The sequence below is a fragment of the Chitinophaga hostae genome (assembly GCF_018224885.1).
Lineage (GTDB): Bacteria > Bacteroidota > Bacteroidia > Chitinophagales > Chitinophagaceae > Chitinophaga > Chitinophaga hostae.
In genome coordinates this window covers 68,073-81,133 of sequence record NZ_JAGTXB010000008.1, presented here as the reverse complement: position 1 = coordinate 81,133, position 13,061 = coordinate 68,073, and the positions used below count along the sequence as shown (strand labels likewise).

General features: G+C 45.2%; 12 protein-coding genes. 4 read left to right on the top strand and 8 right to left on the bottom strand.

Features of this window, described 5'->3' with window-relative positions; translation table 11 throughout:
- Positions 1-95: 95 nt before the first annotated feature.
- Entirely contained in the window at positions 96-2,696 is a 2,601-nt protein-coding gene (clpB, locus tag KE626_RS17550) for an ATP-dependent chaperone ClpB (RefSeq protein WP_211974230.1), read from the top strand.
- 147 nt (positions 2,697-2,843) lie between these two features.
- Complete coding sequence (locus tag KE626_RS17545; protein WP_211974229.1) at positions 2,844-3,323, top strand: nucleoside deaminase; 480 nt, start codon at positions 2,844-2,846, stop codon at positions 3,321-3,323.
- Positions 3,324-3,482: 159 nt separating this feature from the next.
- Here KE626_RS17545 and KE626_RS17540 read toward each other — a convergent pair whose 3' ends face one another.
- The 4 genes from KE626_RS17540 to KE626_RS17525 all read right to left on the bottom strand — a co-directional run bounded on the left by KE626_RS17540 (position 3,483) and on the right by KE626_RS17525 (position 6,154).
- Positions 3,483-3,839, bottom strand: coding sequence for an anti-sigma factor family protein (locus KE626_RS17540; protein WP_211974228.1), 357 nt, complete (start codon positions 3,837-3,839; stop codon positions 3,483-3,485).
- A 17-nt stretch (positions 3,840-3,856) separates the two neighbouring features.
- On the bottom strand, positions 3,857-4,438 hold the full coding sequence (locus tag KE626_RS17535; RefSeq protein ID WP_211974227.1) for an RNA polymerase sigma factor: 582 nt from the start codon (positions 4,436-4,438) through the stop codon (positions 3,857-3,859).
- A gap of 71 nt (positions 4,439-4,509) precedes the next feature.
- Entirely contained in the window at positions 4,510-5,589 is a 1,080-nt protein-coding gene (locus KE626_RS17530) for a zf-HC2 domain-containing protein (RefSeq protein WP_211974226.1), read from the bottom strand.
- Positions 5,579-6,154, bottom strand: coding sequence for a sigma-70 family RNA polymerase sigma factor (locus KE626_RS17525; protein WP_211974225.1), 576 nt, complete (start codon positions 6,152-6,154; stop codon positions 5,579-5,581). Before KE626_RS17525 ends, KE626_RS17530 begins: the two co-directional genes overlap by 11 nt.
- A gap of 92 nt (positions 6,155-6,246) precedes the next feature.
- Between KE626_RS17525 and KE626_RS17520 the strand changes: the two genes are divergently transcribed.
- Complete coding sequence (locus tag KE626_RS17520; RefSeq protein ID WP_211974224.1) at positions 6,247-7,020, top strand: C40 family peptidase; 774 nt, start codon at positions 6,247-6,249, stop codon at positions 7,018-7,020.
- A 94-nt stretch (positions 7,021-7,114) separates the two neighbouring features.
- On the opposite strand, the gene KE626_RS17515 is transcribed toward KE626_RS17520, so the two are convergent.
- The 4 genes from KE626_RS17515 to purE all read right to left on the bottom strand — a co-directional run bounded on the left by KE626_RS17515 (position 7,115) and on the right by purE (position 10,144).
- The gene (locus KE626_RS17515) at positions 7,115-7,654 is read right to left on the bottom strand and encodes an inorganic diphosphatase (RefSeq protein ID WP_211974223.1); all 540 of its coding nucleotides are present in this window, start codon (positions 7,652-7,654) and stop codon (positions 7,115-7,117) included.
- A gap of 229 nt (positions 7,655-7,883) precedes the next feature.
- Positions 7,884-8,366 (bottom strand): nuclear transport factor 2 family protein, encoded by a 483-nt coding sequence (locus KE626_RS17510; RefSeq protein WP_211974222.1) that lies wholly within the window; start codon positions 8,364-8,366, stop codon positions 7,884-7,886.
- 267 nt (positions 8,367-8,633) lie between these two features.
- Positions 8,634-9,590: a PhoH family protein gene (locus tag KE626_RS17505; protein ID WP_211974221.1), complete on the bottom strand. Its 957-nt coding sequence runs from the start codon at positions 9,588-9,590 to the stop codon at positions 8,634-8,636.
- Positions 9,591-9,688: 98 nt separating this feature from the next.
- The gene (gene purE / locus KE626_RS17500; RefSeq protein WP_211974220.1) at positions 9,689-10,144 is read right to left on the bottom strand and encodes a 5-(carboxyamino)imidazole ribonucleotide mutase; all 456 of its coding nucleotides are present in this window, start codon (positions 10,142-10,144) and stop codon (positions 9,689-9,691) included.
- A 263-nt stretch (positions 10,145-10,407) separates the two neighbouring features.
- Between purE and KE626_RS17495 the strand changes: the two genes are divergently transcribed.
- Positions 10,408-13,056 carry a PAS domain-containing sensor histidine kinase gene (locus KE626_RS17495; protein ID WP_211974219.1) on the top strand — a complete coding sequence of 883 codons (2,649 nt, stop codon included), beginning with the start codon at positions 10,408-10,410 and terminating at the stop codon, positions 13,054-13,056.
- Positions 13,057-13,061 lie beyond the last annotated feature (5 nt).

Below are 13,061 nucleotides of genomic sequence, written 5' to 3'. Positions count from 1 at the left end.
ATGTCATAATTTCCGATTAAAGAACATTGGATCAGCGTTTGTTGTTACCAGAAGACGTTTGAGAACATCAAAAAAAGGAGCAAAAAAAGGAAAATATGAATCTGAATAATTTCACTATAAAATCGCAGGAAATACTGCAACAGGCGCAGCAACTGGCGTTTAACAATCAAAACCAGTTTATTGAAACAGGGCATATCTTAAAGGCCTTGTTAAATGATGAAGATAGTCCGATTGATTACTTACTGAAGAAAAATGATGTTAACATTTCTTTCGTAACCAGTAAGCTCAATGAACAGATAAATAAATACCCCCGTATGGTGGGAGGAGAAGGTGGTCAGTCACTTAGCCGTGAAGCCAACAACGCCATTTTACGGGCGGGCGCGGCCATCAAAGAGTTCAAAGATGAATTTGTAAGCGTGGAACACCTGCTGCTGGGTGTGCTCGGCGGCAGCGATGATACGGCTAAACTGTTGAAGGATGCCGGTCTTACCGAAAAAGGACTGAAAGCAGCCATTAAAGAACTCCGTAAAGGCGAAACCGTCAACTCACAAACCGGCGGCAACCAATATAACACCCTGCAGAAATATGCAAAGAATCTCAACGAAATGGCCCGCGAAGGCAAGCTCGATCCTGTTATTGGCCGTGATGAAGAGATCCGCAGAACCCTGCATATCCTTTCCCGCAGATCCAAGAACAACCCCATCCTCGTAGGAGAACCCGGAGTTGGTAAAACAGCCATCGTGGAAGGGCTCGGCCATCGTATCATTAATGGCGATGTACCGGAAAATCTGAAATCAAAAATCATTTATGCACTCGATATGGGTGCGTTGATGGCCGGCGCAAAATATCGCGGCGAATTTGAAGAAAGATTGAAAGGCGTGGTAAAAGAAGTGGCTGAAAGCAATGGAGAAATAATCCTGTTTATTGACGAAATCCACACCCTGATAGGTGCCGGCGCCATGGAAGGCGCTATGGATGCGGCCAATATCCTGAAACCGGCGTTGGCAAGAGGTGAACTCCGCGCCATTGGTGCCACCACCCTGAATGAATACCAGAAATATTTTGAGAAAGATAAAGCCCTGGAACGCCGTTTCCAGAAAGTGTTGGTAGATGAACCTTCCGTAGAAGATGCTATTTCCATCCTGCGCGGATTGAAAGAGAAGTATGAAAGTCATCACCATGTACTGATAAAAGACGAAGCCATTATTGCCGCGGTAGAATTATCGCACCGTTATATTACCGATCGTTTTTTACCGGATAAGGCGATTGACCTGATCGATGAAAGCGCCGCAAAACTCAGGCTGGAAATGAATTCCATGCCCGAAGAGCTGGATGAACTGGAAAGAAGAATACGGCAGCTTGAAATTGAAAGAGAAGCGATTAAGCGGGAAAATGATGAAGATAAGCTGCGTGAACTCGGAGAAGAAATTGCCCGGTTAAGCGAAGAACGGAACACCTTCAAAGCAAAATGGCAGGCAGAAAAAGAAGTGGTAGACCAGATCCAGAATGCCAAGTCAGCTATCGAAAACCTGAAACTGGAAGCAGAACAGGCAGAACGTAACGGCGATTTTGGACGCGTAGCGGAAATCCGCTATGGTAAGGTAAAGGAACAGGAGAAGCTGGTAACAGATTTAACAGACGAATTGAACAAAATATCTGCTAATCATAAACGTCTTCTTAAAGAAGAAGTAGATGCGGAAGATATCGCGGAAAATGTAGCCAAAGCTACCGGTATCCCGGTATCGAAAATGATGCAGAGTGAGAAAGATAAATTACTGCACCTGGAAGACGAACTGCATCAACGGGTAATAGGTCAGGACGAAGCGATTATCGCCGTGTCTGACGCCATCCGCCGCAGTCGCGCAGGATTGCAGGATCCCCGCCGGCCTATCGGTTCATTCATATTCCTCGGTACTACCGGGGTGGGTAAAACAGAGCTGGCCAAAGCATTGGCGGAGTACCTGTTTGACGACGAAAACATGATGACCCGCATTGACATGAGCGAATACCAGGAAAAACATTCGGTGAGCCGCCTGGTAGGAGCGCCTCCGGGATATGTGGGTTATGATGAAGGCGGACAACTGACGGAAGCCGTACGCCGTAAACCATATTCTGTGGTACTCCTGGATGAAATCGAAAAAGCGCACCCGGATACTTTTAATATCTTGTTACAGGTACTCGATGATGGCCGCTTAACAGATAACAAAGGCCGCGTGGTGAATTTCAAAAACACCATTATTATCATGACCAGCAATATGGGCAGCCATATTATACAAGAGAATTTTGAAAACATTAACGAATCCAACAGGGAAAAAATCGTAGACAAAACAAAAGAAGAAGTGATGTCCCTGCTGAAACAAACCATCCGTCCGGAATTCCTGAACAGGGTCGACGAAGTGATTATGTTCCAGCCGTTGATGAGAAGTGAAATTAAGGGAATAATTAACATTCAGTTACAGCAACTGAAGGACATGGTGGCGAAAAATGGCATAATATTGGAATTCTCAGATTATGCGCTTGAGTATCTTTCCGTTCAGGGTTACGACCCGCAGTTTGGTGCAAGGCCGCTGAAACGTCTTATTCAGAAGGAAATCATAAACCTCTTAAGTAAGAAGATTCTGGCCGGTGATATTGATAAGTCCAAACCAGTGCTGATAGATGTATTTGATGGCGTGGTAGTAATCAGAAACAATTAATTCTAAATACGACGATACATAGTTAACGATAAGCCCCGCGATTCTTCGCGGGGCTTTTTTATACACAATATATCCGCTGACGCCATAGCGCGTTGCAGGTTTTGTCGGCTGCTTTTGTTAAATTTGAAAGAATCAAAAAGTAACTGTATGCCGGGAGAAAGAGAAAGAAGATTTATGCAGCATGCCATTGCTTTGTCCCGCCGGGGCATGGAGAATGGAGATGGCGGGCCTTTTGGTGCGATTGTAGTAAGAGGAGAGGAAATCATAGGAGAAGGGTGGAACCAGGTGCTCAGTGATACGGATCCTACTGCACATGCCGAAGTAGTAGCGATACGGCAGGCCTGCAAAAAGCTGGGTACTTTCCAGTTACACGACTGCGAAATTTACACTTCCTGTGAGCCGTGCCCGATGTGCCTTGGAGCTATCTACTGGGCCAGGCCGCAACGGGTTTACTACGCCAACACAAAGGAAGATGCCGCCGCTATTGATTTTGATGACTCATTTATATACCGGGAAATAGAGAAAGATCATATCCATAAAAAAATTCCGCTGATCGCGATGCCCGACAAGGAAGCCCTGGATGTTTTTACCGACTGGAAGGATAAAGGCGACCGGAGATTATACTGAACCAGCTGTTAGCTTTTAGCCATTAGCTTTTAGCAAAATGCAGCGAAGGTGATCGACTGCTGATCTTTGCGGCATTTTGCTAAAAGCTAATGGCTAAAAGCTAACAGCTGGTTCGCTGCATTTTGCTAACAGCTAACAGCTAATGGCTAACTGCTGAAGTTAATGCCTAACAGCTGAAAAGTGATAAGCCCAGAATATTCCGAGTAACAGGAACAGGATGGTGAGAACAATCACAACCAGGTAAATATTGTACTCCGATTTCCTCCTGGTGCGATAACGTTTATGCAATTTTTTAAGTAAAGCCCATTTCATCTCAATGAGCCATCCGGGTATCTTTTCTTTATCTTTTATAGCAGCCAGTCCTTCCAGTGCATCACTGCAGAGCTCACAATCGGCCAGGTGCATTTCTACCTCATGTTGTTCTTCAGCAGTCAGCTTTCCCTGCACATAGTCCAGCAGCTGCTGTTGCGAAGGACAGCCAGTAGTTACAAAGATATCGTTGAAATGCTCGTTCATATCACTATTGATGCAAATTAACTCTTGTTTGCGCGTTGTTGTTTTTCCAGTAAAAGTTTCAGGTTTCTTTTACCATTCTGGATATAGCTTTTCACCTGGAGGAGGCTATGCCTGGTTTGATCAGCAATTTCCTGGTATGATTTCTTTTGCAGGTAAAACAGCTGCACACAAACTTTCTGCTCAGGACTTAACAGCTCCATTGCCTGCCCCATATTTTCCAGCAAGATATCCTTTTCCTGGTATACCCGTTTATCTTCTTCCTCTGCTGCAATGGCGCCCATATGTTTGTCGGAAATTTCTTCCTTGTACTTCATATGTTTTTGCCGTAACTGCATGAGGCAGTAGTTTTTGGTGACCTGGTATATCCATGCCCGGAAATACTGTATCTCATGTTTATTGATGTCGGATAACATCTTGAGAAAGATTTGCTGCACGGCGTCGCGTGCATCCTCTTCATTTTTCAGGTATTTCATGCACATACCGAGCAACAGCAAGGCATATCGGTCAAAGAGCACACCTATCCAATCACTGTTATTATCAGCTTTGAACCGTTGCAATAATTCCTGGTCAGTTAGTTGTTGTATATCTGGATTATTCACAGGCTAAAAATGGAATGCTGCATACTAGATGCAGCATTCACAAAAATCCATAATTTTTTTGATATAATAACTTACATACTGTCTAAAGCTTGCTGGGCGGCATTTTTCATGGAGCCGTCCATACGAACCACTTCTTTGAACATGCGCCGGGCCTTGCCCATCTGGCCTTTGCTGCGATAGCAGATCGCCAGCTGGTAACGCGCCATTTCCACATATTTACCGGAACTCACCGACTCAATTCTTTTGTACCGGTCTATCGCTTCACTGAGGTTACCTTGTTGTTGGTATACCATAGCGGCTTTGTACAGGTATTCGTCGCTGTTCACGGCAGTAGACGGTGATTCTTTCCTGGGTGTATCCGGGGGAGGGGCGGGCTTATCTTCTTTTGGGGCCGCTTTGGTTTCCGGTTTTGGATCCGGTTTTTTCTCTTCCTCTTTTTCCCTGGCTTTATCGGCCGCCACTTTTTTCAGCGAATCCTGTTGTTTTTGCAGCAATGTATGTTTCCTGATACTGTCGGCTGCAGCCTTTCTCTGTAACGCTTTCAGCGCGGCAGCTTTTTTAATGGCCACAGAATCCGGAGTGGAAGTAGTGGCAGCAATCGGTTTCGTGGTGGCAGGCGCCTCCTTATGACTTGCAGGTAACGCTGCCGGCGCCGGGTGATGATCGTCCGGTATAACTACCGGAGCAGTTACAACAGCTTCGGAACGGGCGGAATCCTTTGTTGGTAAACCGGCAGCCATCACTCTCACGGGAGGCTGGTTCCGCATATGGCCACGCAGCACATAGATGCCGCCAATACCTAACCCGATAAAGGCGATTACCCAGAAGTAAGTCAGCATATGTTCCTTATTCTTTTCCTTGCGGGTGTATTGGGCTACCTTCTGTACATGCGAAACGGGCTGTATGCTGTTATGCACATAGCGCTGGAGCTTATTGGTAAGATCCTGGTAATTCTCGGTGTTTTCTTCTTTCTCCAAAGCCTGCAGGGCATCATAACACAGATCACAATCTGTGAGATGCTGCTCTACCAGATGTTTTTCTACATCCGTCAGCCGCCCGTCGAGATAGCGTGGCAGCTGGTCTCGGTTGAGGCAACGGATAGCGGAAAAAATCTTCAGTACTCGATCGTTATTCGGTTTGCTACTTAACATATCCCTGGTTCATAAAAAGCTTGGCAAGTTTCCCTTTGGCGGCTTTCAGCTGTGATCTCAGTCTTTCCCGTGTTAAGCCGGTACTGGCTGAAAGGTCGGCAAAGGATTTATTCTCAAGGTAAAATTGCGTGATGAGGTGATTATCTTCGGTGTTGAGCCGCTGTAATGCCTGTTCCAATCTTACGATCAGATCCTGCCGGTCAATGATGTTGGTCGCGGCTTTGTCTACCGTATTTTCAATATGCAACAGATCCCTTCCATCGCGTGATGGATAAAAAGGCGTGTTTTTTTCCGGTTTACCCAGGTAGCCTTTCTGTATATGTGAGATCCATTCATTTACCTTGTAGATGGTCTGCGTTTTAAGACTGGCACTTAATCTTTGCAGCAGGGAAGGAAAAACAATATTGGGGTCCAGGTTGGCATTATTCTTTAAATGGGGAATGGTAACAGCTACCAGCAGATGACTGTACCTGTCCATCAATACGCCTTCAGCCTCCCGGTCATTTTGTTTCCTGGCGCGGGATATCAGCTCTTTGTCCGATAAATTGGTTAACTGTTGTTGCATAAACTTATTACTTTATATTTACGTACAAAAGCGGAAAAAGTTCATTCAGCGCATAATATTTTTGAATAATAAAACGGATTTATACAATTAATATGCCATACGCCATTGTCATTGTGCCAGTTGCGCCATTAAGGGAAACGGCTTCACATAAAAGTGAAATGATTTCCCAGTTGTTATGGGGTGCAGCCGTTGAAATTACAACAACAGCTCCCGGCGGCTGGGTACAAATAAAGAACCAGTACGACGGGTACACCGGCTGGGCCACTGCCGCCCATCTTGAACCGATTGATGAAACACTGTTCCTGGAATCAGCAGCCTGGTACCTGCCAGGTTGGGTTAACCGGGTTACCATGAACGGGCAGCCAATGATGATACCTTTTGGATGCCTTGTAAAGAGCCGGAATGATACATCCACGCAATGGGGAAATATAACCGTAGAATTCGAAGATAAGCCACTTCCCTTAACTAACCACACATTAATTGATCTGACGGCCTTAAAAAGCATGGCAACCGTTTTTTTTAACACGGGATATTTATGGGGCGGGTCCAGCGTTTTCGGGGTCGATTGCTCCGGGTTTACACAAAACGTATTTAAACTTTTCGGGATTTCCTTATGGCGTGATGCTTACCAGCAAGCCACCCAGGGCGACATCGTCGGTTTTCTGCAGGAAGCCCGGCCAGGCGATCTGGCCTTCTTTGACAATGAAGAAGGACGGATTACGCATGTGGGTATCCTGCTCAATGACCACGAAATTATCCATGCTTCCGGCAAGGTACGTATTGATCCGATCGATAACCAGGGCATTATAAACGCAGATACCGGCGTAAGAACGCATCAGCTGCGGATAATAAAACGATACTTCTAAGCGGGAGTACGCATAAAGCCTAAAGCAAAAAGCAAAAAGCTATTGTCGCGTATATGATTCGCTGCAATAGCTTTTTGCTTTTTGCTTTAGGTCTTTAGCTCTGCTTGAAGATCTTGCGATAGTCCTCAAAGCTCTGCATAGTAATTTGTTCTGCTTTCGCTTTGTTCTGGAACTCTTCCACCACTACGGTTTTCTTTTCCAGTTTTTTATACTCTTCGAAGAAATGACGCATTTCATCGATGAAGTGAGGAGGCAGTTCAGAAATATCGTTAATATGGTTTACGCTCATATCGTTTGCTGCCACAGCGATGATTTTATCATCTGCTTCGCCGCCGTCGATCATCTGCATTACACCAATGATTTTGGCTTCGATGATGCACATAGGCACACATTCAATCTGTGATAATACCAGGATATCCAGCGGATCATGGTCATCGCAGTAAGATTGCGGAATAAAACCGTAGTTGGCAGGATAGTATACAGAAGAATATAAAACCCGGTCCAGTTTCAGCAAACCGCTTTCTTTATCCAGTTCATATTTGGCACGGCATCCCTTTGGAATCTCTATAATTGCATTTACAACATTTGGCACTTCAGAGCCGGGACTCACACTATGCCAGGGATTTGTCATCATAATAATCTACTTTACTTTAAGGTTTATTGTTCAATATTGGCTTAATGTTGAAAAGTGAATAAAGTATTCACCTCACTTTTCATGAAGATATGGTCAGGTTTCCGGTAAGTAAAAACAGGAAATACGCCACACATCCGATTCATTAATGCGTGGCAAAATTAAGGGAACTACCGGTTAATAGCTAAAAATTATCCTTTCTTTTGTACAAAAGGTAAAAAGAGGGGAAAAATTATTTAGTTTCAGGCATAATAACACCGCCTGCAGATGCAGTATCCGCAGGTAAAACAGTGGTAGAATCAAAAGTGGTTCCGGTTTGTGGTGCGTAGTTGGGAATAATACTGTCGAACGTGAGCGAAATTTTCCACTGCCCGTTTTCTTTCACCATTTGTAAAACTTCTTTCTGGTGTGCAGAGGAGTTCAGGATAGTCACAGCCGCTTTGTCGCCATTCTCCTCTATATTCACGACCTCAATTCTTGCGTTCTTAATTTTTTCCCTTTCCTGGCCACTGCGGCGGCCATCAAAAATGGCATAGATCTGTATAACCTGCTGAGATTCCTTGGTGGCATAGTCCCTTGCCTGGTCGTAGTTCGAATCCTGAATCGCATGCATAAACGCCAGCGCCACCTCTTCAGGGGAAGCTCTCTTCTTACAACTGCCCAACAGCAACGTTGTCGTCAATGCCAGTGTCATGATTCGAAAAAAATTGGTCATGCGGTCGATAAATTATTATATATCACAACAAAAATAGGGGTAAACTTCAATTCTGCAAAGTCGTTCAACTATAGCGCTACTGATTCACCCGCTTACGGACTGAATATTCTCCCTTGGATAAAAACAGGTGAACTTACGGCAAACGTCGTTAACAAAGAGTTAATATTTCATCATCTGGCTATTTTGTTATATCCATATTTCCTTCAAAACAAAGGCTGCTATTGAAAAAAATATCAAAATAACTTGATAGCCAGATGATAAAAAAATCTATTTGTCCTTATTGGCTTCATATGCCTTGATGATGGCTTTCACCAAACGATGTCTTACGACGTCTTCTTCATCAAGCTCCACATGTGCAATCCCTTCAATGTTACGAAGGATGCGGGAAGCCCTTTCCAGACCGGATTGCTGATTTTTTGGTAAATCTATCTGCGTCAGGTCACCGGTGATAATGGCCTGCGCCGACGCGCCAATACGGGTTAGAAACATTTTGATCTGCAGATCAGTGGCATTTTGCGCCTCATCCAGGATAATAAATGAGTTATCGAGTGTACGGCCACGCATATACGCCAGTGGGGCAATCTCAATGACACGGTTGGTCATGTAATAACTCAGTTTCTCAGCAGGAATCATATCATCCAGCGCATCATACAATGGCCGCAGATATGGATCGATCTTTTCTTTCAGATCGCCTGGTAAAAAACCAAGACTTTCACCCGCTTCAACCGCCGGACGGGTCAGGATAATCTTTTTAACGGCTTTGTTTTTAAGCGCACGGACCGCCAAAGCTACTGCCGTGTAGGTTTTACCGGTTCCTGCTGGCCCAATCGCAAAAATAATGTCGTTCTTCTCTGCCAGTGATACCATCTTCTTCTGGTTGGAAGTACGCGCTCTTACCGTGCGGCCGTTAGGACCAAACACCAATACTTCATTGGGATTACGCTCGCTGAAATTATCGATTCTTGTGCCTTCCTCATCTCCCAGAATCTGCTCAAAATAGTTCTCTGTAAGATTGCCATTCCGCTCAAGGTACTTAACAATCTGACCGATTTTTTCCTCCGCTGTAGCCACTTCTTCCGGTGCCCCACTCAATTTTAACTGGGTGCCCCTGGACAGGATCTTAAGCAATGGGAATTTCTTTTTCAGCAGATCTAGTTTTCCGTTGTTAACGCCGAAAAACTCAATGGGATTAATACTGTCTAAATTGATAATGGATTCAGTCAATGATTCTTGATTTAATTGTCCAGGAAATGATCGGTATTTTTCAATCCGAATATATTTAATTCTTGTACAACCTGGAAGACGCAATTGTTAAGCTATCACTAAATTCTGTACCCGTTCTGTTTAAAAGCCTCTACTTTAGCGGCGATATCCTTATTGCTCAACGCAATAATACGGGCTGCCAGTATTGCTGCATTACGCGCTCCCGCTTTTCCTACCGCCAGCGTACCAACAGGTAATCCCGCAGGCATCTGAACAATCGAATACAGGGCATCAATACCACCAGGTAAACCACCATCTAACGGAACTCCCAGAACAGGCAGCGAAGTGTAAGCTGATACAACTCCCGGTAAGGCTGCTGCCATGCCCGCTGCGGCAATAATTACGCCAAATCCCTTCTCCTGAGCGGTTATACACAATTCTCTTACTTTATCCGGGTTACGGTGCGCCGATGCTACGATCATCTCATTCTCAATACCAAAATACTGCAGGTGCTTTTGTGATTCTTCCATTACTGGCTTGTCACTCTCCGAACCCATGATAATCAAAACTTTCATCTGATAATATTTAAAAAATTATTAATTTATTATATTACCCCAAAGATATTGATCGTTTAACAATTTCAGAAAACTGAAAATCCACAGCCGGTGGATAAATGATCACATCCGGTTACACAAGTCCCCTTAAAATGTGCATTTATAAAGGAATTGACCTTTATCCAACATTTTATTACTTTTACCGGTGCAATACCGTTTTTTTGTTATTTAATGCCTACTTTAGGTATTTCCTGACAAACAACGATCTTAGATTTTGCTATCATATGAATGTAGTTATGCTGGAACAGCATTACCGGCACTTACAACATCTTGAAGCCGCTATTAATGCCTGTGCACTCTCTGTTGAAATAGACGCCGCAGGAAACGTAACTGCGGTGAACACGCAGGTGGTGGCCGCATTGCAGCAATCATCCGATCGCCTCATCGGTCAGCATATTACCACCGTTCTCCCCACCGCAGATAGCAACCAGTGGCAGAAAATATGGGATACCTTACTTTCCGGCCAGCCGGTACAGGAACAATGCGCCTTTCTGAAAACAGATGGCACTACCCTGTGGCTCGAAGCCGGCATCAGCCCGCTTATGGACGGCAGCGGCCAGCTGGAACATGCCATGCTCATCGGGATAGACATCACCACACGCAAACTCGCCGAAGTAAAACGCGCACAAAACGAAGTCTACTACAGCCAGGTACTGGAGAATCTTCCCCTCGGACTGCAACAATTTGCACCCGATGGAGAGAGCATCGACATGAACACCCGTCAGCGGGAAATATGGGGACATACACACCAGTTCTTTACCGACCCCGGCTACAAATGGCTGCAGGACCCGTTTAACCGCCTCAATGGCCTCTCCGGCATGTTTGAAGAAGTACACCATACAGGAAAAACACTGAAACGGGAGATACTGCTCAGCTACCGCGAAAAAACAATCGATAACGTCACCAGGTTGTATCCGGTTTACTTCGAAGCCACCATATTTCCGCTCACAGATCAGCTGCGCAATATGGCCAATATCTTCCTGATACTGGATGATATTACCGCTAAAAAACTCTCTGAACTCAGCCTCCAGAAAAGCGAACGGCTCCTTGATAATATCATAGAAAACCTGCCCATAGGATATATCCAGTTTGATAATTTCGGCTTTATCCGCCGCATTAATCAAACCCAACGCCTCTTCTTTAAATCGCCGCATCCCGCTGCCCGGCAGCCTTTCAATATCATGAACGATGAGCTGTCGACCATGTTTGAATTGGATAAACTATTTATCCAGGCGTTGGAAGAAAACAAAACACTGCGCGTGGAAAAAAAGATTGACTTCTCGCAGGATAAACGCTGGACAACAGTAGGCCGCGAGGTATACCTCGACCTTACCGTGTTTCCCGTTGTAGAACCGATCGATAAAGAAATGATAGTAGTGGCGCTGGTCAATGATATTACCGACAAAAAAATGCAGGAACTGGAGAATAAAAAGAACCAGGAATTCCTGCAGCAAACCGGCAGCATCGGCAAAATAGGCGGCTGGGAAATGGATATCGACAGCCGGCAGGTACGGTGGACCGACCAATCCTATTATATCCACGACTGCCCGCCCGGAATGGATGTTGATTTTGAAAAAGCGATGTCATTCTATACCCCGGAAGCCCGGGAAACCCTGGAAGGACTTGTGCGCCAGTGCAAAGATTCCGGAAAGCCCTTTGATGCACAGCTCACGATCATCTCCGCCAAAAAACAACTGAAAAGAGTACGCTCCATCGGTCAGCCAGGCTACGTAGATGGCCGGCTGGAAAGAATGTACGGGGTGGTACAGGATATCACTGAACAACTGGAAATAAGGGACGCACTCACCCGGAATACAGAACTGATGCGCCTTTTCTTTGATACCATTGATATGGGATATGCCGCCATGGAGAAAAGCGGGAACCTGAATTTCCTCAACAGGAAAGCGGAAAAAATGATCGGACACCCGGTAGCCATGGGCAGCAATATCTTCGAAGAATTTCCCCGCCTCAGTGGCACCGTGTTCTACGCCCGCCTCCGGGAATGTATACAACAACAGGCATCTCAGTCTTTCGGTATTTACTTCCCGGGAGTCGACAAATGGTACGACTTCCTCCTCACGCCCATGCAGGATGGCGGCATTTCCGTTTTTATGCGTGATATCACCGACAGCCGCAAGCTGCAGAAGGAACTCAGGAAAGCCAATGACCAGTTGTCTAATCTGAATAAAAACCTGCTCAACCAGAATAAGCAGCTGGAAGACTTTGCCCATATTACCTCTCACAATCTCCGCGCACCCATCGCCAACCTGAAAGCACTCATGCAGATGCATAACGAGGCGGCAGCACAACAGGAGCGTGATCTATACCTGGGAATGGTACACGAGGTCATCAAAAAGATAGATGAAACCCTCAACGACCTGGTGGAAGTAGTACAGATCAGGAAAGATGTGAATGTGGAAAAGGAAAAACTTGTGTTTGCAGAACGACTGCAAAAGGTAAGGGACGTGCTGCTGGTGGATATTGAAACGAGCAATATCCAGATTACCTATAATTTTACCGAAGAACCGTCAATAGAATATCCCAGGGTATACCTCGACAGCATTTTACAGAATTTTATCACCAACGCTATCCGCTACCGGTCTTCGGAACGAACACCCGCTGTACACCTGCAAACCTGGAAGGAAAACGATAATATCATCCTCAGCGTAGAGGATAATGGGGTAGGGATTGACATGGAACGCTTTGGCAATAAGCTTTTCGGGTTCCGTAAAACATTCCATAAAAACAAAGATGCGAAGGGGATCGGCCTGTTCATTACCAAAACCCAGGTGGAAGCAATGGGTGGAAATATAAGAGCAGAAAGCAATCCTGGAGAGGGTACCAAATTTATTATTACATTTAGATCCGAATAAACCCC

What these genes read in the sequence shown, in the direction of transcription:
- clpB (WP_211974230.1), top strand. Translation starts at nt 96, where the DNA reads ATGAATCTGAATAATTTCACTATAAAATCGCAGGAAATACTGCAACAG.
- KE626_RS17545 (WP_211974229.1), top strand. Translation starts at nt 2,844, where the DNA reads ATGCCGGGAGAAAGAGAAAGAAGATTTATGCAGCATGCCATTGCTTTG.
- KE626_RS17540 (WP_211974228.1), bottom strand. Translation starts at nt 3,839, where the DNA reads ATGAACGAGCATTTCAACGATATCTTTGTAACTACTGGCTGTCCTTCG.
- KE626_RS17530 (WP_211974226.1), bottom strand. Translation starts at nt 5,589, where the DNA reads ATGTTAAGTAGCAAACCGAATAACGATCGAGTACTGAAGATTTTTTCC.
- KE626_RS17525 (WP_211974225.1), bottom strand. Translation starts at nt 6,154, where the DNA reads ATGCAACAACAGTTAACCAATTTATCGGACAAAGAGCTGATATCCCGC.
- KE626_RS17520 (WP_211974224.1), top strand. Translation starts at nt 6,247, where the DNA reads ATGCCATACGCCATTGTCATTGTGCCAGTTGCGCCATTAAGGGAAACG.
- KE626_RS17515 (WP_211974223.1), bottom strand. Translation starts at nt 7,654, where the DNA reads ATGATGACAAATCCCTGGCATAGTGTGAGTCCCGGCTCTGAAGTGCCA.
- KE626_RS17510 (WP_211974222.1), bottom strand. Translation starts at nt 8,366, where the DNA reads ATGACCAATTTTTTTCGAATCATGACACTGGCATTGACGACAACGTTG.
- purE (WP_211974220.1), bottom strand. Translation starts at nt 10,144, where the DNA reads ATGAAAGTTTTGATTATCATGGGTTCGGAGAGTGACAAGCCAGTAATG.
- KE626_RS17495 (WP_211974219.1), top strand. Translation starts at nt 10,408, where the DNA reads ATGAATGTAGTTATGCTGGAACAGCATTACCGGCACTTACAACATCTT.